Source organism: Segatella copri, assembly GCF_019249655.2.
Lineage (GTDB): Bacteria > Bacteroidota > Bacteroidia > Bacteroidales > Bacteroidaceae > Prevotella.
Map to the genome: position 1 here is coordinate 1,289,144 of NZ_CP137557.1, position 22,651 is coordinate 1,311,794.

The 22,651-nt window shown below is 37.7% G+C and carries 17 protein-coding genes; 15 read left to right on the forward strand and 2 right to left on the reverse strand.

Annotated elements, in window-relative coordinates:
- The first annotated feature begins 105 nt into the window (after window positions 1-105).
- Together KUA49_RS04785 and KUA49_RS04790 are read left to right on the forward strand one after the other, a co-directional pair.
- Window positions 106-1,692 carry an ATP-binding protein gene (locus tag KUA49_RS04785; protein WP_218413386.1) on the forward strand — a complete coding sequence of 529 codons (1,587 nt, stop codon included), beginning with the start codon at window positions 106-108 and terminating at the stop codon, window positions 1,690-1,692.
- 702 nt (window positions 1,693-2,394) lie between these two features.
- Window positions 2,395-2,736, forward strand: a complete 342-nt coding sequence (locus KUA49_RS04790; RefSeq protein ID WP_218413387.1) for a hypothetical protein — start codon at window positions 2,395-2,397, stop codon at window positions 2,734-2,736.
- Between the two features lie 298 nt (window positions 2,737-3,034).
- Here KUA49_RS04790 and KUA49_RS17625 read toward each other — a convergent pair whose 3' ends face one another.
- Window positions 3,035-3,343: a hypothetical protein gene (locus KUA49_RS17625; protein WP_412178615.1), complete on the reverse strand. Its 309-nt coding sequence runs from the start codon at window positions 3,341-3,343 to the stop codon at window positions 3,035-3,037.
- Window positions 3,344-3,953: 610 nt separating this feature from the next.
- On the opposite strand from KUA49_RS17625, the gene KUA49_RS04800 reads away from it, so the two are divergent.
- The 5 genes from KUA49_RS04800 (at window position 3,954) to KUA49_RS04820 (ending at window position 13,256) form a co-directional block, all read left to right on the forward strand.
- Complete coding sequence (locus KUA49_RS04800; RefSeq protein ID WP_218413388.1) at window positions 3,954-4,685, forward strand: UpxY family transcription antiterminator; 732 nt, start codon at window positions 3,954-3,956, stop codon at window positions 4,683-4,685.
- A gap of 249 nt (window positions 4,686-4,934) precedes the next feature.
- On the forward strand, window positions 4,935-7,550 hold the full coding sequence (locus KUA49_RS04805; protein WP_218413389.1) for a leucine-rich repeat domain-containing protein: 2,616 nt from the start codon (window positions 4,935-4,937) through the stop codon (window positions 7,548-7,550).
- A gap of 188 nt (window positions 7,551-7,738) precedes the next feature.
- Window positions 7,739-8,419: a WG repeat-containing protein gene (locus KUA49_RS04810; protein ID WP_218413390.1), complete on the forward strand. Its 681-nt coding sequence runs from the start codon at window positions 7,739-7,741 to the stop codon at window positions 8,417-8,419.
- Between the two features lie 93 nt (window positions 8,420-8,512).
- Window positions 8,513-12,535, forward strand: coding sequence for a WG repeat-containing protein (locus tag KUA49_RS04815; RefSeq protein WP_218413391.1), 4,023 nt, complete (start codon window positions 8,513-8,515; stop codon window positions 12,533-12,535).
- Window positions 12,536-12,854: 319 nt separating this feature from the next.
- Complete coding sequence (locus KUA49_RS04820) at window positions 12,855-13,256, forward strand: DUF1810 domain-containing protein (protein WP_218413394.1); 402 nt, start codon at window positions 12,855-12,857, stop codon at window positions 13,254-13,256.
- A 347-nt stretch (window positions 13,257-13,603) separates the two neighbouring features.
- Here KUA49_RS04820 and KUA49_RS04825 read toward each other — a convergent pair whose 3' ends face one another.
- Complete coding sequence (locus KUA49_RS04825; RefSeq protein ID WP_218413392.1) at window positions 13,604-13,882, reverse strand: hypothetical protein; 279 nt, start codon at window positions 13,880-13,882, stop codon at window positions 13,604-13,606.
- Between the two features lie 222 nt (window positions 13,883-14,104).
- On the opposite strand from KUA49_RS04825, the gene KUA49_RS04830 reads away from it, so the two are divergent.
- The 8 genes from KUA49_RS04830 to KUA49_RS04865 all read left to right on the forward strand — a co-directional run bounded on the left by KUA49_RS04830 (window position 14,105) and on the right by KUA49_RS04865 (window position 22,555).
- Entirely contained in the window at window positions 14,105-14,887 is a 783-nt protein-coding gene (locus tag KUA49_RS04830; RefSeq protein WP_218413393.1) for a glycoside hydrolase family 25 protein, read from the forward strand.
- Window positions 14,888-15,689: 802 nt separating this feature from the next.
- On the forward strand, window positions 15,690-16,853 hold the full coding sequence (locus KUA49_RS04835; RefSeq protein ID WP_218413642.1) for an IS4 family transposase: 1,164 nt from the start codon (window positions 15,690-15,692) through the stop codon (window positions 16,851-16,853).
- A 338-nt stretch (window positions 16,854-17,191) separates the two neighbouring features.
- The gene (locus KUA49_RS04840) at window positions 17,192-18,148 is read left to right on the forward strand and encodes a tyrosine-type recombinase/integrase (RefSeq protein ID WP_218413587.1); all 957 of its coding nucleotides are present in this window, start codon (window positions 17,192-17,194) and stop codon (window positions 18,146-18,148) included.
- Window positions 18,149-18,722: 574 nt separating this feature from the next.
- The gene (locus tag KUA49_RS04845; RefSeq protein ID WP_318331675.1) at window positions 18,723-20,702 is read left to right on the forward strand and encodes a hypothetical protein; all 1,980 of its coding nucleotides are present in this window, start codon (window positions 18,723-18,725) and stop codon (window positions 20,700-20,702) included.
- A gap of 102 nt (window positions 20,703-20,804) precedes the next feature.
- Entirely contained in the window at window positions 20,805-20,972 is a 168-nt protein-coding gene (locus KUA49_RS04850; RefSeq protein WP_217764881.1) for an ABC transporter ATP-binding protein, read from the forward strand.
- A 463-nt stretch (window positions 20,973-21,435) separates the two neighbouring features.
- Window positions 21,436-21,699: a hypothetical protein gene (locus KUA49_RS04855; protein ID WP_119229824.1), complete on the forward strand. Its 264-nt coding sequence runs from the start codon at window positions 21,436-21,438 to the stop codon at window positions 21,697-21,699.
- Window positions 21,696-22,106, forward strand: coding sequence for a type II toxin-antitoxin system VapC family toxin (locus KUA49_RS04860; protein WP_118201387.1), 411 nt, complete (start codon window positions 21,696-21,698; stop codon window positions 22,104-22,106). The genes KUA49_RS04855 and KUA49_RS04860 overlap by 4 nt, the downstream gene beginning before the upstream one ends.
- Window positions 22,107-22,318: 212 nt before the next feature.
- Window positions 22,319-22,555, forward strand: coding sequence for a hypothetical protein (locus KUA49_RS04865; RefSeq protein ID WP_218413585.1), 237 nt, complete (start codon window positions 22,319-22,321; stop codon window positions 22,553-22,555).
- Window positions 22,556-22,651 lie beyond the last annotated feature (96 nt).

The window sequence follows — 22,651 nt, forward strand, 5'->3', positions numbered from 1 at the left end:
TCGAAGACGGGAATTCCTGCATCACTTATTTTTTTTTCGGGATATTCCTTTGCTTGTATCATTATTTTTTGTAACTTTGCCGAAAGATTTTAAAAAGGCAGCAATATGAAATATCCTATAGGAATACAAGACTTCGAAAAAATCATAGAGGGTGGATATGTTTATCTTGATAAAACTGGCCTCGTTTATGATTTGGTGCAAAATGGCAATATATACTTTCTGTGTCGTCCTAGACGATTCGGAAAGTCGTTGCTCGTATCTACCTTGAAATACTATTTCGAGGGAAAAAAGGAGTTGTTCAAGGGCCTTGCCATCGATAAACTGGAGAAAGATTGGAAGCAATATCCTGTGTTCCATCTCTCTTTTGGTGGTCAAAACTTTGTAGAGCCTTATGCGTTAGACAAAGTGTTGGAGGAGTTTGTTGCCATGGCAGAACGTATCTATGGACGTGAGGAGTTGGCCGAGACTTTAGGCAGCCGCTTTAAGGCAGTGTTGGGGAAAGCTCATCAGAAGACAGGAATGAGGGCTGTCGTGCTAATTGATGAATACGATAAGCCGTTGTTGGACGTAATGGATATGGATATTCCTGTAAGAGAAACTCCGAATAAAATGACTTTGGAAGAGTATAATCGCAATCTTCTCAAAGGTTTTTATTCCGTTTTTAAGGAAGCCGATGCCGATTTGCAGTTTGTTTTGTTGACTGGCGTTACCAAGTTCTCTCAGGTGAGTGTGTTCAGCGGTTTTAACCAACCTGATGACATTAGCTTGGATGAGCACTATGAGGCTCTTTGTGGAATCACCAAGGAAGAATTATATACGACCTTTAGGGAGCAAATCAAGGCAATGGCAGAGAGATATAGGGTTTCAGAGGATGAGATGAAGTATAAGTTGAAACGTAAGTTCGACGGTTATCATTTTAGCTCTAACATGCTCGATATCTATAATCCGTTTAGTATCTTGAATTCCTTGAGCAAGAGGAGACTAAGCGACTTTTGGTTTCGTACTGGTACACCAACTTATTTGGTTCGCTTGCTTTCCCATTTTAAGGAGAATTTGAATGAGTTGACTGGCAAGTATTATCCAACAAGTAGTTTCGTGGATTATCGGGCAGATGTAGAAGCGCCATTGCCTATGATTTATCAGAGTGGCTATCTTACGATAAAGGATTGGAACATGAATATGGATTCCTATCTATTGGATTTTCCGAATGATGAGGTAAAAAATGGTTTCCTTACTTTGGTGGCTACTAGCTATTTACAGCCAAAAGAGTCGACTGATGCTTTTGTTTTACAAGTGGTGAGTGCTATGGACGTGGGCGATTGTAAACAGTTGGAGAAACTGCTCACTTCTTTCTTTGCCAGCATCCCTTATGGTCAACGCCGTAAGGATGACGAGCGAGAGAAAGAGCGCTATTTCCAATATACCTTCTATCTCGTATTGAGAATGATCAGCTGTTTCACGGTCTTCATCGAAAAGCAGCAAAGCGAAGGTAGGGTAGATTGCGTGGTTGAGACCCAGAACTATATCTACATCTTCGAGTTCAAGCGTGATGGTTTGGCAGAGGAAGCCCTGAAGCAGATAGAGGAAATGGGCTATGCTAGGGAATATGCAGCAGATGGCAGAAAGATTTATCAGATAGGCTGCAACTTCTCATCGAAGACGGGAACCATTGATGGGTGGAAAATGAAGTAGATAATTTGCAAGAATTACCCGAAGATGTAGTGATGTGGCGTTATTGAGAATGAATCTTCTTTACATTAGCTTGCCTGAGATTCTCGTATTTCCAGACGCTTATTATTTCTTTGAGAATATCGTAAATATGAAGAGAGATAGAAACTTATTGATAATCAAGTGTTTATAATTTCTTGACAAGATGGTGACGTTGAGGAAAATCTATAGTTGTACGACTATAACCCCTATAGTTGTACAACCATAACTCTACAGTTGTACAACCATAGCATGTATAGTCGTACAACTGTAACTTTATAGTCGTACAACTATAGGTCTTATTCTTAATAGAGAGCAGAAAACGGGGATTTCCAGCCTTTCAAATCCCTCGTTTTTGTCGCTAGATTCCAAACTTGTAAGTATATGAATTTTGAGTATAAATATTGACGGGAGGTTGGGTATTCTCCTTTCACACTTAATAAGTTGATTAGCTGAGATGAAGATTAGGTTGTGAAAGGAGAATAGAAACAAGGAAACCAAGCGTAAGGTCTAGCATCCGTTTTGTCATTTGGTACATTCAGAATGGCATTTCATACAAGACAAGTTTGGATATTTGGCTGATTGAAATGATCTTTTTACTTTTGCACTCGTAATCGGGAAGCGATGGAAAAGAAAGAATCGTAGAACGAGGAAAATGAAGTATAACCCTTTAATATATAATAAGGTATGAAGAAGATTATGATTTCGTTGATGCTGGTAGTAGCTGCCACCACAACCAGTTTTGCAAAGAGTAACAACACCGATGTGGCAAATGCCGTAAAGAGCGTAGCCGAGCAGGTGAAGCAGGCACCATCCGGCATAGTGTATGGTGTAGTTGAAAACACCAAGCACCACATCACCGTAGCTACTCCTTTCGGAAAGTACACCATAGAGAAGAAGGACGGCGGCGTCAGCTTTATGGGAATGTCGGCGAAGCTGGTATCATCGAAGAATGGCATTTATAAAGTCAAGACATCCCTTGGTAATTTTACGTTGAATGCCGGAAAGGGAACGGTGGTGAAGAACTAAACGGAAAAGGAAGATAGAAAATTGGCTATATTTGATAGATTTCTGTCGTAACTTCTAAAGAGAGCAGGACTAGTTTTGAAAAGATGGGGAAAGAATGTTGGCAGAAGCCATATACGTGAACTCATTTCGGTAAGAGACACGATTATGGAGAGGAAAGACAATGTGCTCAATTATTTCAAAATAGATCTACCAATGCTTCTACAGAATCTTTCAACTCTAAGCTGAAAGGCTTTAGGGCACAAGTGCGTGGGCTGGCAGTCATGCCATTCTTCATATATCGTACGGTCAAGATCTTTGGTTAGGAACCCTTCAACATCCTTCTTCTTGCGTGTACACGTCCTCTCATTACTGAATTATCAGATAAATTGAGGCTGAAACATCCCTTCTGCCTACGACATCCCCTTACCCCACAATGCGACTTGAGACAATATGCAGTATCATACCCATAAGTTATCATCGAAGATACGTTCCTTTCCTTCACCCCAGGGCGATAACTAGAGAACTTCTTGTATGTAGGCTTTGCATCATACAGTTCAGTCTCTATAAACTGATGGTTGAAATCAACGTCATACTTCTCACCTTCTTTCAGTTGACCAGATGCAAACATACAAGTGAGTAGTTATGTGTTGAGAAATTTAGGTTAAATAGCCTTAAATTTTCATTGGGGCGTTGATATTTTCTACCATTTCTTGCCTTTTCTCAATAAAATTCCGTACTTTTGCAATTGGATTGTATAGCCAGATTGCAGTTGTCACTGTAAGGCGAGTTCTTTTATGACAACCGAGTCGGCAGCCTACGCCGTGCTTAGTGTAGTGAAGTCAGCCATGACATATCTATACGAAAGCGGGCTTTGGGTGGGAAGACAATCCAGACATAGAAGGCGTTTATTGACGCTGTGTTTAAGGCGAACTGAAATCTTCCAAAACTATCAGTATCAAAGTCTTGAACGTAGCCAACGGTAGATGTCCCGGGTGTGATTATATCAATCCCGTGGAGACCTGTAAGCATAGATTGTACCATTTTGGCGCAGTCTAATGTATTATATAGGTCTCTTTACGGTAATGATTTTCATATCGGCGTGGGCTCTGACGTTGTCTGTTCAACTTTGATAGGCAGTTGGAAGAGCCTCAGTTCGTGGAATAGACAACAGGACGATTCCACGCTTTTTTTCTGTCGCAATTTAACGGATTTCTGTCTAGAAAAAAGTTAGCACCGATATGAAAGTCGATGAATGGGCATCAGAAGATGTACACACCTCAGGAGGTGGTGAACTTCCTCCTTGCGCTGGACTTACCTCCAACGCCCTCCCCGAAGCTCAATGCACTGTTTCCGCTGAGAGTTCACAAACAGGGGTGTCCACCAGAAATGCCCATATAGCAAGTAAGCCTAAAGCACAAAAAGAGGAAGATATCCCTCATTGGTATGCCTTACGTACCACATATGGTAGAGAGAAAAAGGCATACGACTACATGACAGTCAAAGGCATCACTGCTTTCTATCCTACTACAGATACTGTAAAACTTATAAAAGGTAAGCGCAAAGTGGTTACCGAGTCACGTTTACCAAATATCTTCTTCGCCTATGGTACAGAAGAGCAACTCAAATCTTTCGTTTACGACAACGTAAACCTCCCATTTCTCCGCTTTTATTATCGTCACGTCCACGTTGGGCGCAGAATAGAGAAAATTCCATTGATTGTTCCCAACTATCAGATGGAAAGTCTCAAAATCATCTGTGCTGCCGATGCGGACAATACCATCGTGTCATTTGTCGAAGTGTCAAAGTTCGAGAAAGGACAATTGGTTAAGGTTACTGAAGGAGCGTTCAAAGGAGTGATAGGAAGAGTTGCACGCTGGCAAGGACAGCAGAGAGTTGGGGTTGTAGTAGATGACTTGGTGACAGTTGTGACAGCGTATATTCCAAGCGCGTTTATAGAGTTAATAAAATAAATACCTTTTATAACAATGTGGAGTTAAATTTCTCCATGGTTCGAAAATATCCCTCCAAAAGGAGTGGGTTTCCCAGATTTAATTTGTATTTTTGCCATGTCTATCGTAGGATTCTCTTGTTTGTTTTTGCAACACTAAGATAAGTGAATTCTTCGATATGACAAACCCCTGGGCAACTTTTTTGTTGCTCAGGTACTTAAAAAGTTTAATTTATAATAGTGTTGCGGAATTAAAGATTACTTAAAAAATATGGCCAGAATAGCAGATATTCCAAAACTAGCAGCTGAGATTAAGGCTTTGTTAATTAAGTACGATGGTGTACCATCAGCTAATGTTGACAGAAAAGCCTATGCTAAAATTTATGCTAGCTTTAAAAGGTATGCAAACGAACCAGAATTTATCAATTTAATTGATGAATTTAAGCTTAATGTGATAGATAGTCATCTATCCATTGGCAAAGGAACTCGGAGAGGTCCTGGTAATGATGATTTTGAACAGAAGGCAAAGGAGTTGCTTGAAATTGTTCGTCAATATAATGGCATGCCAAGCCAATCTCAAGATAGTGCAGCGTATGCTAAAATCAACTATTACTTAAAACGGTATGGTGACCGAGATGAATTGCAAGAATTAAAGAAATTATGTAATATAGAAAATGGGGGAAGTGCATATTTCAAAGACAAATTAGAAAAAATTGAGCAAGTTTTAAAAGAAGAGAAACGCATTCCTGCTGTTAAGGAGAATCCGTCACAATATTATGCTTGTCGTAACTTATTTAAAAAACATTCAGATCAACCTGATGTTAAAAGGCTGATGTACATCTATGTATCATCATCCTTATTTCCACTGCCTAATACTAAATTTGGGCCAATGCCAGCTCATGAAATGGAGGAAGTGCTTCTCGTACACTCAGAAAGGATAGTTCGTATGAGTGACAATCCTGAATACTATAGATGGAGGCGCGACGTTAACTACGAATACATATGTTTTGTGTACGAAAATTACGGAGTGTTGCCAGCAGAAAAAACTAAACCGATGCAATTTCTTTTACGGGAAATAGAGCATTGGGAAAGATATAATATTGATGCAAATAGTACAAGCCGAAACAATGCATTATTAATGGTTCTTGAAAAACTAGTCGAACTAGGTTGTAAAGAACCATATATTATTCATGCCCTGAATTCGTTGTTAATTAAACTAGATGAACTTAATTGTGCTGTACGTCAACTTGTGATTAATAATGGTTCTTGTTCAATACATTATATTGCACAAGGAGCAATTCCTTCAATGCCTTTGTCAGACAGGTTTGTATATTATTATTTCTATAATTTGCACAATGATAGACCTTTATACAGAGAACAATTACCCTGTTTAGGTGAATTGTATGCAAGTTTTGATAATGCGGCTATATTAAGAGTCCATTACCGCGATCTTTATAAGTGTAAGATTGATCAGCTTAGGACGATGGCTCTAAAGTATAATCGTAATTGGGAAGATTTTCCTCCATTGACACAGGAAGATTGGCAAAACTATGGGATATGTATGTTTTTTATGGCAGAAAAAAGCTCAAAATGGAGTCATCTGACCTTTAATACAGAAACCAACTTTATTGAAAGTTGTTTCCAAGAAGGACATGAATACTTTAATTTTTATAAATCAGACAGTTATTTTAAGTATGCGGATTATGTTCTGTTTTTATTAGAAAATGGTTATAAATTAGGCTCTAAATCCCAAACTGATCTGGTTGATGCTTTCATGCCTGATAAAATATGTCGATATGACTATTATCATCAAGGAATAACAGAAGATGACACAACGACTCTCTATTCTATATTATGTAAAAGAGATGATTGCTTTGTTGATAAGTCAGGTGTCGTATATTCTATGATTAACAACGAAAAATGTTTGCTGATGTTCCCTCCTAAAGCTACATCTGTTCGAATTGCATCAGGTACAAAGCGTGTATATTTCAGAGCTATACTCACATGTAAGGACAGTTTAACTAGTGTTGTTATAAATTCTGGGCTAGAATCAGTAGAGTGTAGTTTTAGTTCTACATGTGATAAGTTAGAAGAAATTATTATACCCAATTCTGTTATTGAAAAATATCAGAAAATATTTTCAAAACACGATGTGGCTAATTTTAAGGATAAGCAAGGAAATGTTATACCTCCAAAAGCTATATTTGAAGGTACTAAGTTAGTTTCTGTGCCATATGGACCATTCTATGAAGTCCCAGAGGGTACAACTGAAATAGCCAAAAGTGCTTTTTCTGGGAGTGGTGTTAAAAAAGTCGTTATTGCAGGTTCGATTAGAGAAATTCATGAGGCTTTATTCTGGTACAACGAAACTGTTGAGGAAATTATCTTGAAGGAAGGTGTAGAAATTCTTCAGGGTGGTAGTATTTTTGGAGGATGTCATAATCTTTACAAGATTCAGCTGCCCTCATCATTGCATAAAATTTCTGGTAGCATTCTAAATAATTCTATCAATGTTAAATCTTTGATATTTCCAGGTGATATCGATTATTTGTATGATGCTTTTAGTGATTCATCGCTTGAGTATCTATGCTTTAAGGGACATGTAGATAAAATTGATAGTAATGCTTTCGGGTTTTGCGGCCACAAGTTTTTTCTTAAGATAATAGAATTTAAGGGTAGTGTTAACTGTATTTCAAATTTCTTCCACTCATGTCCAATGCTAGAAGAAGTAGTAGTTACAGGAAAGTGTAATTCTCTCCATGGATTCGAAGATTTCAATTTAAAAAGGACCCCCGTTCTAAAGAAAATAACGTTATCTAAAGATAATGAGGCTCTATTCTACTCAAAGATACCATCTGAATTTCATTATTTGCTCCACGTACAATAAAATAGGAAGTTGCTAACCCCTATGGGCATGGGTAGTTGCTAATAGTGTTGCGGATTTTAAGAATATATAAAATTTGGAGGACGTTGGATATATATATATGACAAAGATGCGTTCTGGAGAGATTTTTTCTATGGAATATTCTATAGATATGTTTGAACAAAGAGTATAACATTGGTAAATAATATATTATGGCAGATTTAAAAAATGTTCAGCCACTTAATGATTTTGATTGGGATGCCTTTGAAAAAGGCACGTTCAATGAAGATAAAATCGAAGTTATTTCCGAATACAAGCAGGGAGTGGCTATTGTAAAGAAAAATAATCTATTTGGTGCTATAATGGTAGGTGGAAAAGAAATCATTAAACCAATATATAAAAAGTTAAGTGATTTCGATTGTGGATATGCAAAAGCATCATATACCATACATATAAATGGAGTAGAAAAACAAGAAGAACGAAGCATTAACATGTCTGGGCAGATATGTGTAATGCATAATGAAAATGAAGTTTATCTCCCTGAAGAATATGATTGGGGTATGGATTTCGATGGTAATCTTTGCGTTGTTATTAAAAATGGCCTATATGGGGTTATTGATTCCAATTTTAACACTATACTAGACTGTAGTTATACCCATTTTGATAGTTATATCAATGGGTATGCAACTTTTGAGGGTACTGAAAAAACTGTAATGATAGATACCGAAGGCCGAATTTGTTATTGTCTAGAAAATATCTACACTGATGGCTATAAAATTATTAGTAGTTTAACCGATGGCAAATTTTATGGGCTGTTAAATGAAAAAAACAATCTTGTACTACCAGTAAAGTACGATAATCTTAATAGGCTAAAATGTGGCTTGTTGGTATAAAAGACTGATAATCAACAGTATAGCTTCTTTAATCCTTTAGATGGTCAGATAAAAAAGACTATAGAGTGTGACGATGTATATGATATTTCTTCTGTGTTTTTTGCCATTAAGGCAAACATTGGTGCAACAAAGAATAGTACTTTATTCTACGATAAAGAATTTTGTGAACTAGAAACTATACCTTATTGCATTGACAATATCAGACAGAATAAAGAATCGGTTTTATTTAAAGTAAATGGATTGTCCATTGAATGCACTTGTGAGGGAAATTTATTTGTTCTCCCACAGTTTACAAACGGATGGTCTCAAGTACCAATTTGTGTTTCTAGAAAGTCAATTCGTTTAGACTATCTTAAATATAGACATGAATACCTGGCAAAAGGTTATGAGAAAATAATAGATGAAAATAACAAAGTGGGAATAGCAGATATTGAAGGAAATATAATCATATCTCCTAAGTATGATTATATTAATTTCGCTTGTAAAGATTTGTTTGTTGCAGCTATTCCTAACCAAGAAGATAACAATCATTTAGTATTTGGTGTAATAGACAATTTCGATAATATTAAAATACCATTTAAATATGGCTTTCTGCTATACGTCGTTGGCGAAGTGTTTGCATTTACAGTGGATGAAAAATACCCTGTAAACAACTATAATATAGATAAATATTATCATGCTATGCTTCTTAGTAAGGACGAATCCTATATAAAAGATATTTCATATGGTATTGTCACTATAAAAAATGGAGAATTAACTAAATCCAATATAAAAAAAATACGTTTCACAGAAAATAACGATAAGTGGCTTATTGTCGGCATATTAAGTATGGGTAAACATGAGACATACCCTGATCTCAAGTATGGCGTATTGGGAATTGACGGAAACTATTTAATCTATCCATGGTATTCTTTAATTACATTTGACAAAGACATTAATCGTTTCTCTGTTTCTTTGAACAGAAATAATCCGTATGCATCAAAACAAATTATTGACGAAAAAGGTAATCTTATAACACATGATGTCAACGGCTCCATATTATTAGTACCTTCTCATATTGCACAAACGTGTGGAAGTTTTTCAGATGATGGTATTGCCGAAATCGTAAAGGATGGAATAATAGGACATATCAATCGTAAATTTGAGATTGTGTCTTTTTTTAATGATCATTATATTGAGATTCCGAAACAATACGATTTTGCACTAAACTTTGTTTATGGCTATGCTTCCGTCATAAAAAATGATAAGTATGGTATTATTGATTCAAACTGTAAAGAGGTTATACCTTGTAAATATGACGGAATAGAAGCAATAAGTCCCAATTATTTAAAGTTTCAAGAGAATAATCAGTGGGGCATTATGGACTTCCTGTTAAATATTATCATAGAACCATTATATGCTAATGTCGCGTCCTGTATTGAAGAAAAGTTTGTTGTTTCATTGGCATCAACAAAGCAGAATGGGTCAAGTACACAGCATTCTCATAATTATGGAGTAATTGATTCTCATGGTACCATTTTAATTCCACATAAATATCACGAAATAGAACCCATATCTCATGAAGGTAATATATTATGGATAGTAACTAGCTCCGTTGGTTATAGTCAATACAAAAAAGGAGCATTTGATAATCGCCAGGAATTGGTTATTCCTATCATTTTTGATGATATTGTAGTCAACGACGATAAACTTGAATGTAACGTATTTGAAAAATCATATAATGCCTGCAAAACTGTACAATATTCTGCAAAATATAATTTTGTAGGTCAACAGATTCTGCTTATAGATAAAGGAAGGAAAGTTAGAGTTCCTAAAGAATATATGCTTGCATATTCTAGTGGACTATCAATGCTTCGAGTCATGAAAAATGAAAAATGGGGATTAATTCACATCGATAATTCCATTTTAGTAGAACCACAATATACGTACATAGACAAATTTCAATATTCTTATGCGATCATTGGTAATTCTGACGAAGGTTGCATATATTCGTTCGATGATTTTTGGCACATACCTAATATGAAATATGGTCTTATAGATAACATGGGAGAAATAGTTTTGCCAATCGAATATAAAGATATAAGTTTTTGGGATAATGGATACATTTGTGTCTATAAAGATGGCGAAGGATATTCCCTTTTATCTCCCACATTACACCAGTTGATATCAGGGTATTCATTATGCGAAAAGTTAGATAACCGTTTTATTATAGTAGATGGAGAATCAAATAATTATTGTTCGATGAAGCGCTTGATAGATTATCTAGGACATGAAGTTTTTGATAATTCCAAAATAAATACCGATTTCAAAGAAATTGAAATAATAGAAGACACATATTTTAAAATAACATTTAGTCGTGGCGATTACGGATCTCATATTGGAATTGCAAATTTTGCGGGTAAAATAATTTATGATAACTGGGAATGCAATGACATCGTATACCTTAGGAACGGGTATTTTAAGGTTGAGAAATTGGAATTTATTGATTATGACAATGTACTTAAAACATATAATTTGGTAAATTCTGTTGGTAATGAAGTTTTTGAAAAGTACTATTACAATATTGATATTAAAGATGATACAACAATCTTTATAACGGGACGTTATGGAAACGGTATGGCAGACATATATGGAAATATTATTATTCCTCCTAGATATGCAAATAAATTGAAGTTCAATAACGGTTTTTCTAACATCTACATAAAGGGAGACGACAAGCCACATATAATTGACCGGCAGAATAATGTCATAGTAATCAATAAGAACAATAGTAAAATAATTTTGCCGAAGAAGTATCATTGGGGAACAAATTTCTTAAATGGGTTAAGCATTGTTAGAGAATTTAAAGGGTATAGAGATTTTCTCGGAGTAATTAAAGAAGATGGTACCACAGTGTTGGAAGCAAAATATGATTATATATCTTTCTTATCAAACAATACTATTTTTGTTAAAGAAAAAGATTGCTATGGACTATTCGCATCAGATGGTAAATGCATCTTACCGACAATATTTACTAGTATAGATTTTGTGGGAAAGGATAGGCTTCGGGTTTTATGGAATTTAATTTTTTCAAATGATTGGCAAGGTACAGACAAGCCATATACGGTGACTGAGGATAAATTTGCTAAACAATATGATCTGAATTATACGGTTAAAAATAGGTCAGCAATATGTAATTATGAAGGTAAGATTCTTAATGACGTATCATTGCCTTGCGTAGGAAAATTTATTGGAAAATACGCTATAACATGTAGAACCATAGAGTTCGAAAATAATAAAATAAAACTAAAGGGTATAGGAGTTATAGATATAAATGGTAATAGTATATTGTCCAATGACTATGATTATATTAAATTATTCAACACCCAATATGCGCGTGTAACTAAAGGTCATATACGTGGAATTGCCAATTTAGAAGATAAAAGCGTTAAGTTTTTCGATAATCTCACTATCAAACATGCTTGGGAAATAGATGTATACGGTAGAATGGTTTATACGGAAAATGGGAAATATATTTCATCCGATGATGATTGGAATTCCAACTCTAAGGGGGAATATGATGGTAACCGAGGAGTTGTTTCTAATGAAGGTATACTAGTTCCTCATGGGATTTATGATTCCATTATATTACTAGAAAATGGATTGATAAAAGTTGCAAATAAGGACAACACGCTTTATGGGTTATTAGATAAAAATGGCAAAGAAATACTTCCTGTCAAATATACTTCCATATCCTCCTTTATTAGGGACCAAGCCATTGTTAGCTTAGGTGGAGAATTAGAAGGTTGGCAGCGAAAAATTCGTAATGCCAAATGGGGTATTATAAATTCAAATGGTGAGTTCATCCAAGAATGTACACTTGATGAGAAACCTGAAATTAAATATACTTATGAAGATTCGAATGATGACGAACATGTAGTAGATGCAGGGCAGCTCAAAGATATACTAAGCGACTATATACCCCAAAAAGAACCTAGTTATTATGAATATTACAGTTGTGGGTATTATGACGATGATGGCCGATATAGCAAGTACGGAGAATACAATGGCTATGATGACCAAACGATTGGCGAAGCATTTGAAGGTGACCCCAGCCTAACGTGGAACATAGATTAAAGGTACAATGACGATAGCACTGTATCGGTACCACGCATAGCGTTGTAATCGGTACCATGCTATCACTGCAATCGGTACCGCTTGTATCGCTGCAAACGGTACCAAGATTTCAGTTCTGCTTTTCAATTTCATGAATGGTACAACCATCAAGGATTTGATGTTGTAGGCAATGAAGAAGCTTATTGCTACCTATTTCATTTATAAACGAAACTGTTGTAGAATTTAATAAAACGTTTGAACAAGAATGAATTATTTTAAATTGTTTGCCAATTTAGTAAAAGCTATGGTGAAGTCATAGAGAACTCGTCAGGATATTCTTATCGGATGCCCTAAGGTTCAGCAGCCACACTATGATCTCTTACGTTTCCTGGATGCTCAGAAGTTTGCTTATGCCCAGGCTTTGAGAGAACTGAAGACAGACCGAAAGCAAAGCCATTGGATATGGTATATCTTCCCGCAACAGAAGGGACTCGGACATAGTTACAATTCAAAATACTATGGCTTGGATGGCGAGGGTGAAGCCAGAGCCTTTGTTGAACATGAAATTCTGGGTGATAGACTCCGTGAATGCTGCAAGGCGCTCTTGCTTCACAAGGATAAGGACATCAAATATATCATGGGAAGCGGAATTGACGTGCTGAAGCTCAAAACTTCTATGTGTCTCTTCAATAAAGTGAGTCCTAATGATGTATTTGAGGAAGTATTGGATGCTTTCTTTTAAAAACGTTCAGAAAAGTCTTTATCAGGGAACAATAATGTAAAGTAATATACGAAACTATATTTTGCCCATCGACGATAAGGATTATGGTGGTGGTGAAATGGTAGAAGATAAAAATATAGCGAGCAAAAGGGAGTAATCCTTCTGCTCGCTAAGTTTTTATAGTTTCCTTTTGAATTGTCTCAATAATGCTTGTTGAGAACGTTTGGTGTACCAAATGTCAACAATGACGATTTCATCACGTTCTTTGTCGTAGCGATAAATGAGCTTGAAGTTGTCCATTAGCAGTGCGCTACGATAATTTCGATGAAAGTCTTTCAGAATAGGCATTGGTGGTAATACTCGTATCTTTACCATTCGAATTCGTTTTTGAAATTGGCCATCATTTCTAGAAAGTCAACAGCGTTGCCTGTTCTTGCATATTCTTCTTCACGAGCTAAGACATGATTCACCAACTCGTCATTATTGCATGGTGTCATAAAAGGATATTCTTCGGATTCGTTATGAGCCTCTGATGCATAATCGTGACGATAGGCAACTGTTGGTTCTTGAACGGTACAGCTATCCTCGAAAAAGCGTTGGGCTTTATCGTTTAATCGTTCTTTTGAGTTTGACATTATTTTAGTCATATTGTAATCCTCCTTAATTTTGGTTACTCTAATATGTTGCAAAATTACGATTAATATTTGAAAGTACCAAAGTTTTTTTCTCTTTTCTTATGAATAATCCTAAAGAATTTGAGTTTCGTACTTCCAGACCCCCATTTCATACATTTATCCCCCAACTTTCTATGCCGTTTCGAATAAAATCATTATCTTTGTCCCCTGAAAACAACTAAAAGATAAAACGTAATGAAGAAAGGATTGAAATATACTTTGATTTCCTTAGGCAGCCTGGTCGTTTTGGCTGGTGTTGGCCTGGGGATTATGTATGTGGTGTCACCATATAAGGTGAAGCGGTGGTTGGGCATCGCTTCATCTTATTCTGATGTGTTCGTTGATAGATTGAAAGGGCAACCTTATACTCGTGGCGGGTATGACGGCATTGATGTATCGAAACACAATGGAGTTATCAAGTGGGAGGAAATAGCGAAGAATAAGCGAATCAAGTTCGTTTATATCAGAGCTACACATGGTAAAGGATATATGGATCGACATTATCGCCGAAATATCAGACTGGCTCGTAAATATGGGTTGAAGGTGGGATCTTATCATCTGATGTCTGCCGGCTCTTCAGTAACTGCTCAGTTCCTGGATTTCCAAAAGATGGTGAAGAAGGGCGAGCAGGACTTGATTCCTGTATTGGATGTGGAGGAGAAAGGCATCCAGGGAAGATGGAAGGGACGACAGCTGCAGGATAGCATACAGGTGTTTGCTGACTTGGTGAAGAAACACTATGGCAAGTATCCTATCATCTATAGCAACGAGAGCTTCTATAATAAGGAGATGGGGGCGAAGTTCAATCGTTATTATCTCTTCATCGCCAATTATAACTCCCGACAACCCTCTATCGACGGCAGAGGAAAGTGTAATATCTGGCAATATTCCGAAACCGGACATTTGCATGGTATTGGAGAAAGGGTGGATTTAAGCAGATTCATGAATGGTACAACCATCAAGGATTTGATGTTGTAACAAATAAAAAATGTACCAAGTTATTTTTTTCATTACGTAAGGAAAACGCCCTTTGTTAGAATGTTACTGCTAACAAAGGGCGGTAATCTAATTATGCCAAATGATTTATTGTTCTAAAGTCTTTGGATAGCAATCGCAATACTTTTCTAGAGAGATGACCTCCATTTCGATAATGGAAGTTTTCTTTCATTCGGGTATCAAATCTTTTTTTGTCAAAGGACATGGCTTTCTTTTTGTTGTCCCAAAAGTAAACTTTGGATTCTTTAGCCATATCTTTGACATTCCCAGTTGCAACCGCTTTTAACCCACATTGCAGTCACCCGTCATGTAACTCCTTGATTTCCAATATCCGGATTTTTTGAAGTCTGATTTGGGTGTAGCATGGATTTTCTTTTCCCGAGCGCTTTGGGGTTAATATAGAGCAAATCATAGATGGCGGAGAGTTTACTCTCTGCCTCTGTGCTCTGTCTTATACTAATGACCTGTCCATCTACGGTCTTATGACTCACCCTCTATTTCCAACAAAAATCTCTTTTCTGGTATTAATCATCATCAACTACTTGTAGTTTTCATCATCGTAAGTGATGATGTCCAGATCTTCTGCTATTCTTTCCCCATTTGTGAATCGTTCTACTTTTCACATGGATGTTTTCCCCTGTCGGTATAATATACATTCTCACTACTGTCCAATAAAAAAGGGCAATTCGATCTTTGAAACAGTTGAATTATAGTCTTTTATGCAGTATTTTGCAATGAAACGGACTTGATTTTGTAACTTTGCAGCCAAAAAGAATTGGCTACTATGTTTCAAGACAAATATGTTTTCGCTCAACTTACTGCATTTCTGAATAGAACTCAGTTCAACAACTACGTACGCAAGTATGATGGCAACCGATACGTGAAACACTTCACTTGCTGGAACCAGCTTCTTGCAATGATGTTTGGGCAACTGAGCAATCGTGAGAGTTTACGTGACTTGATAGTTGCGTTGGAAGCTCATCGAGCTAAGCAATATCATCTGCGGCTTGGACGTAATACTATCGTAAAAGCAACTCTTGCTTATGCCAATCAGACTCGTGATTACAGGATTTTCGAAGACTTTGCATTCTATATGATGAAGGAAGCTTGCAAAAAGCGAGAAACCAACATTTTGAATATACCAGGAAAGAAGTATGCTTTTGATTCGACAACTATTCCGTTGTGTCTTGCAACTTTTCCATGGGCAAAGTTCAGAAGTAAGAAAGGAGGAGTCAAAGCACATGTCTTATATGACGTAGAAGCACAAGTTCCAGCTTTCTATACTGTGACCACAGCATCAAAGCATGATTCTACAGCAATGTCTTCAATTACGTATGAACCAAATAGTTACTACATTTTCGATAGGGCTTATGATACTTTCAAGGAACTTTATAAGATTCATCTTACAGGTTCCTACTATGTAGTCAGAGCCAAAACGAACTTGAAGTACAAAATGGTAAAATGGAAGCGAAGAATGCCAAAGAATGTACTAACTGATGCAGAAGTAAAACTAACAGGATATCTTTCCGAAAAGAAGTATCCTGAATCATTCAGATTCATTCGATACTACGATGAAGAAGATGATCGTGAGTTTACTTTTCTGACGAATGCAAAGCATCTTTCTGCGTTGGATGTCGCGAATCTATATAAAAAAAGATGGTTGGTTGAACTATTTTTCAAATGGCTAAAGCAGCATCTTAAGATAAAGAGATTCTGGGGCACAACGAAGAATGCTGTACGCATACAGATTAGTGTTTCCATTATCACTTATTGTCTCGTGGCTATTGTGCACCATGATATGCAATTGAAACGCTCGACATATGAAGTTTTGCAGATTCTAAGCATTTCATTGACGGACAAAACCCGTCTAAGAGATCTATTTGATAAGACTATTTTCAACGATGTCAAAGAACTCGATTATCCCCTTTTTAAGGGACTATTTGATTAATTAATTAACGTGTCCAATTTTTATTGGACACTAATGATACATTCTTATAAATAAGGAATGGCAAACTTCACCAGACAATATCAACCTCCGATGAGCCAGCAATAGAGAATGGCAAACCATGGAATGCTACCAACATCATCACCCTTATCATCTTGTTACGTAAACTTTCAGTCTTGTATCTATCATTGTATGTTCCTTTGTTATTTTAAAAATCCTTGTCAATATGATTTATTATATATTATTTATATATAGGGGGCTTCTGTTGCTAAGACAAAAGAGGCAGAAATGCTCCTATCATAGTTAATCAATAATATAAACATCATTAATAAGCAAACACAATGGCAAGAAACAAGAAAACATCAATGACACTATTCCAGTTCATGAACCTCCTCATCGCCCTGTTGATGAAGAACGGTCAATACCGCACCATGCAGCATTACAAGGCAACGCTCAACAGTATTAAGAGATACCTTGACAACAAGGACATCGCCCTGAATGAGATAGATGCAGAAGTGATGCGCTCGTATGAAGCGTACCTGCACCATACGGCAAAGGTATGCCGCAACACCAGTTCCTTCTATCTCCGAATACTCCGTGCCACCTATAACAAGGCAGTGGTAAAAGGGCTTACTCCACAGCAGCATCCCTTCAAGGAAGTCTATACCGGTATCGCTCCAACCCGTAAACGGGCTATTCCTACAGAATCCGTCAGCCAAATCAAGAGTCTGCAATCGGTCAAGGATCTCTCTTCTAAGGAAGAGATGGCAAGAGATACATTCATGATGAGCTTCTATCTGCGTGGTATCTCTTTCATCGACCTGGCTCACCTCCGTAAATCCGACCTCAGAGATGGTTTTCTCCATTACACAAGAAGCAAGACAGGCCAGCGTCTCACCATCCGATGGGAGAAGGATATGAAGAACCTGTTGGAAAAGTACCAGGCGCAGACAGCCTCTTCACCTTATCTCTTTCCTTTCCTGGTTGATGATGGAAACAAAAATCAGGATAAAACTATTGACAAAAAGAAGGAAGAGGTGCGCCTGTATCACAATGCGGAAGCCCGTATCTCCTATCACCTCAGAAAGGTAGGAGCCAAGATAGGTATCAATGGCAAGCTCACCCTCTATGTTGCCCGCCATTCCTGGGCAACGACGGCAAGAGGCAAGAATATACCAATCTCCGTCATCAGTGAGGCATTGGGACATCATTCCGAAACCACTACACAGATCTATCTCAATTCCGTCAAAAGCTCAGAAGTGGATGATGCCAACGCTAAAATACTGGCTGCCCTATAAACCTCAAAAGTGATAAAAAAGAAGGATTTTGTAGAATGAATCAAAATGAACCAAAATGAACCAATTTTTCTGTATCTTTACATAAGAGATACAGAAATCTAGAAAACTTTCTATCTATCAATGACTTATCATATTTAGTCTGATAAAAATACTGAAAAAACGTTGAATATTGTAGAATGATATCAAATTTTTAACACGCATAATTTGCTAGTTTCCAACAATTTTCGTATTTTTGCAGTGTGAATCTGTATCTCTTATGTAGAGATTCAGAAGAACGTAGAGAATTAAGAACGATTAATATGGCTTTCATATAAGCAAAGCGTATGATATATAACTTGCTGAACAAGGGCCTGCCTGCATCATGTATGCAGAAGGCTGAAAGACATAATAGTATTGAAGATTAGTGGAAGTTAGTCTATTGATTTTTCAATGCTGTGATACATATCACAACCCCAATAACTCGGAAAGAGGCATCTTTTCAGGGGAAGCTGAGGTATATCCTGCCACCAAATGCTTTTAACATTTGGCAACTTCTATCTGTAAATTCTCAACTATCAACTCTCAACTCAAAACAATGTGGTTTATAGTCAAGACAGATGTTTTCACAGAGCAGAAATCAATGGATTTGCTGCGTGAAAAATTTAACGATACAATTGTTGACTACTACTTTCCCATGGGAAGAAGGACTTACACGAACGAAAAGGGTGAGGAAAAAGTACGCTTCACACCCGTCTTGCAAGGACTATTCTTTATCAGAGTGGAGAGTGAAAGGCGTTTGGAAAGACTCCTTTCCCAGTACGGCTACTTCATGTATAAGGGCGTTGATTATGGAGCGAGAAGTAATGATGTCGTAGAGCGAACCTTTTTTACTAAGGCGCACATTCTTTGTTCCGACAGTCAATCCCGAACATTGGATGAAATCGTGAAAGAGGCGAGGATTCCCGATGATGATATGGAACGTTTCATGTATTTCAGTGACAAGATAGCCGAAGGCATTGAGGGATTGAGCATCGTAGACAAACGGTACGGCGACCTCATCAAGGAGAACGACACCATCCGTATTCTCAGCGGTCCCTTGAAAGGTTCGGTAGGTGTAGTCAAGCAGGTGAAGCATAAGGGCAAGAAAGACCGTCATCTTTTCGTGCGCTTTGGTAACAATCTCTGTCTGAATATCTCCAATGTTCGCCAATACGACATGCAGATAGAACATGAGGCACCATCCGAGGATGTTGGAGCATGGCGTGCCATCGACCAGATGATAGGCTATTTGCAGGCCAAAGAGCCTGAGAAAAATGCTTCTGCTACACTGCGCAATCATTTCAAGAACTATCTGAATAAGCTGACGGTATATCGCAATCGCCATTCCTCTGATATAGCATATAGTAATAAGGTGGCAGAGAAGATAACGGCTCATCAGCAGGAAATCCTGAGCAACATCGATGATTCTATGCGCAGCAACTTCCTTATCCTCGCCAATTACTTCAAGGCAGACGGCGGAACTTTAGAGCATGGATTGAAGGAACTGATACCAGACATCATCCTCCGCCCATTTCTAACCCCAACTTCTGGAGTGACCATCCCGCAGGAACAGGACTATGCAGTGTTACGTCATGATGGCATCCTGGAGTTTATCCTCAGATGTAACCTTCGGGAGTTTTTCAGAGGCAAGGAGTATGAGGCCGACAAGTATGCTCCTGTTTTCGACGAGGACTATGAGTATTATGCCCATTTTGCCCTCCTGAAGACCACTGAAGGCAAGATGAAGGCAATCTGCTCATGGGGAGGCTTCTATGATTATTATGCTTCGCAAAGTAAGGACGAACGGGAAAAATTCTATGCCGATCTGGAGAAGAAGAAATATTCACGCTTGCTCTACTTGCTCACACAAAGCGAGTATAAGTTTGAAAATGCCAATGGTGTTGGTGGATTTTCGATAGAAACAGACATCGACTATACAGATGACATGGAAGAATTGGGAAGAAGAACCCATGAATTCTTCACCCTTCATTCTTCACTTTTCACTCAGCTCACGGCTGCAGCCGTAGAAATGTGGCAGGGAGCACGTATGTTGGTGTGGCGACAGCTGCTCCAGCGTTATGTCCTGCTCCATAAGGTGCCGGTAGTTGACCTCCCATCCGTCATCTCTCCTGATACGAAGATGGAGGATGCGTTTGTAAAGGCAGACGGTAAACTCGATATAGCCAAGATTTCCGAAGCCCTGGCAGAGGCAAGGAAAATCGTAGAGGAACATTTGGAAAAAGGAGAACTTGCAAAAGCCGTCTTCAAGCTCCTTTCTGCCTCTTTGGTGTTTTCATCTCATTTTGCTCAAGATGAGATGTATAATTATGTCACAGACACATTTAATCCCGACAACACCTTCACCGAGCTGTTCAATGTTATCATAGAACAATTCGGCAAGAAAAAAAGTTGTTCCTCGTTAATAACCCATCTACATAAAGGTATGGTTGAATTGAAGGAACAGGATTCTTGGACCTACTTCAAGTTCCCCTCATTCCTCAAGCAAGCGAGAAAGATTGATAAGATGGCGAGGTAAATAAGATATGGCGAGGACTTGAAGCAAAAACTCCTCCAAAAGTTTGGTGGTTTCAAAGAAAACCCTTATATTTGCACTGAATATTAAAAAATAGGAGGTTTTATGGAAACATTGAATAAAGAATTTTGGGAGAAGCGTGATGCTGCGATGAAAAGATTCATGGCATCAAAGGAAAGAAAAAGAAAGCGTATGGCTGAGTTAGAGCAGATGCTCCGTCAGGATTATTTGGCTCGCACAGGAGAAGAGCCAAAGTTTGTAAATGTTTGGTGACATGAATCCGCATTTTGTAGATTACGTATCAGAATTCAACAATACTGTTAATATGTTTATGTTGAAACCCGAACATTAGCCTAGCGTTCCCAATCAGCATGCCGTCCCCATGCGGTCCCATCCCGCACAATTTGGCGAGACCTTTGATTGGTCCGCCAACCCTATAGCGTAGCGGTTCCGAGCACCGGAGGGCGGTTACATCCCTAATCCCTATGGTAGGGATTTAGGGCTTGGGTATAGGGTAAGGACCACCTCTTCGCAAGAGGGGGACAGGGGAGTCGAAAAATGTTATAGGGCGTTAGCTGCTTATTCCGAAGCATGCAATGCTGAAAGATTTCGCTTCACCATTCGATATTAACATAGACCTCTACAAGTAATTGGGCAGAGTTGAAAAAACTCCTCCAAAAATTTGGTGGTTTCACAGAAAACCCTTATATTTGCAGACAAAAAAGGAGATGCAATTATGAACACAATAGCAATTGACAGCAATATATATAAAGGTGCAGAAAGTTATGCTAAATTACATAATATTAGTGTGACAGCTGCAATAGAAAAGGCGATTTCTTTGTTTTTGCAAAAGGTACAACCTAAGCAAAAGCTATTAGAAACTGCTGAGTTTAATGATGCTTTGTCTTATGTTAAAACATTAAAGGCAAAAGGTGGCAAGCCGATACCGGCAGATGAAAATAGCTTAGATGCGTTGGTTGATAAAAAATATGCATTATGAGAGTTTTTATAGATACGAATATCTTAATAGATTTCGTTGTAAATCGGGAGGGCTTTTCTGAAGATGCAGATAAACTCTTTGCCCTTGGAATAACAGGAGACATAAAGTTGATGACATCAGCTTTGTCTTATGTTACAACCATGTATATAGCACACAAGTATGAGTATCAAGATGTAAAAGAAACTCTTCTGGCGGTGTCGAATTTTGTAGATGTTTTGGACTTGCAAGGCAATACGGTAATTGAAATGCTCTCTTCTGATTGGAAGGATTATGAAGATGCAACTCAAAATGCCACAGCTTTGCGAGCTGAGGGAGATTGTATTGTAACTCGTAACAAGAAGGATTTTACGAATTCTTCTTTACCTGTTTATACTCCTGCTGAGTTATTGAATATTTTAAACCAATAAAGGTGGCGTAGCTACTAATATGTTGAAGCTTGAACATTGGTCATGCGGTCATCCCATGGACCGATGCTGTCACAATCCTAAATATTCCTCATTCGAGCGACGACAAGTGCAGAGCGATACTGCAATGGGGAACAAAAATAACTTTTTTCAAAAACTGATAGGTGTAACTACTTGTAATATAGTGGTGACGCTGTGTTGGTGATATGCCAGATATGGAACGTAAGCAATATCTAGATCAGATAAAGGAATTAGTTCAGACAGTCCAGATGCTACGGGATGCCAATATTGCCTTGGGTAATAAGCAGAAGGAGCAAAAGACAGAGTCAGATCGTAAGATTGCCAATTTGCAGGCTCAGGTTGACAAACTTACAGGAGAACTGCAAGCCAGTAGGCGTAAGATGCATGGCAAGAATAATGGCAGAATTTCTTCAGGGGATTCTTTGACATGATTGTAGCTGGAAGAAGGGATTATGCCTTGATGACAGAGGCACTTTTAGTTAAACCTGTTTAAAAATCAGAAAAGTTCAATTTCTTAAAATACTCTG

What these genes read in the sequence shown, in the direction of transcription:
- KUA49_RS04805 (WP_218413389.1), top strand. Translation starts at nt 4,935, where the DNA reads ATGGCCAGAATAGCAGATATTCCAAAACTAGCAGCTGAGATTAAGGCT.
- KUA49_RS04850 (WP_217764881.1), top strand. Translation starts at nt 20,805, where the DNA reads ATGGAAACATTGAATAAAGAATTTTGGGAGAAGCGTGATGCTGCGATG.
- KUA49_RS04785 (WP_218413386.1), top strand. Translation starts at nt 106, where the DNA reads ATGAAATATCCTATAGGAATACAAGACTTCGAAAAAATCATAGAGGGT.
- KUA49_RS04835 (WP_218413642.1), top strand. Translation starts at nt 15,690, where the DNA reads ATGTTTCAAGACAAATATGTTTTCGCTCAACTTACTGCATTTCTGAAT.
- KUA49_RS04800 (WP_218413388.1), top strand. Translation starts at nt 3,954, where the DNA reads ATGAAAGTCGATGAATGGGCATCAGAAGATGTACACACCTCAGGAGGT.
- KUA49_RS04840 (WP_218413587.1), top strand. Translation starts at nt 17,192, where the DNA reads ATGGCAAGAAACAAGAAAACATCAATGACACTATTCCAGTTCATGAAC.
- KUA49_RS04825 (WP_218413392.1), bottom strand. Translation starts at nt 13,882, where the DNA reads ATGACTAAAATAATGTCAAACTCAAAAGAACGATTAAACGATAAAGCC.
- KUA49_RS04810 (WP_218413390.1), top strand. Translation starts at nt 7,739, where the DNA reads ATGGCAGATTTAAAAAATGTTCAGCCACTTAATGATTTTGATTGGGAT.
- KUA49_RS17625 (WP_412178615.1), bottom strand. Translation starts at nt 3,343, where the DNA reads ATGTTTGCATCTGGTCAACTGAAAGAAGGTGAGAAGTATGACGTTGAT.
- KUA49_RS04855 (WP_119229824.1), top strand. Translation starts at nt 21,436, where the DNA reads ATGAACACAATAGCAATTGACAGCAATATATATAAAGGTGCAGAAAGT.
- KUA49_RS04830 (WP_218413393.1), top strand. Translation starts at nt 14,105, where the DNA reads ATGAAGAAAGGATTGAAATATACTTTGATTTCCTTAGGCAGCCTGGTC.
- KUA49_RS04845 (WP_318331675.1), top strand. Translation starts at nt 18,723, where the DNA reads ATGTGGTTTATAGTCAAGACAGATGTTTTCACAGAGCAGAAATCAATG.
- KUA49_RS04860 (WP_118201387.1), top strand. Translation starts at nt 21,696, where the DNA reads ATGAGAGTTTTTATAGATACGAATATCTTAATAGATTTCGTTGTAAAT.
- KUA49_RS04790 (WP_218413387.1), top strand. Translation starts at nt 2,395, where the DNA reads ATGAAGAAGATTATGATTTCGTTGATGCTGGTAGTAGCTGCCACCACA.
- KUA49_RS04865 (WP_218413585.1), top strand. Translation starts at nt 22,319, where the DNA reads ATGGAACGTAAGCAATATCTAGATCAGATAAAGGAATTAGTTCAGACA.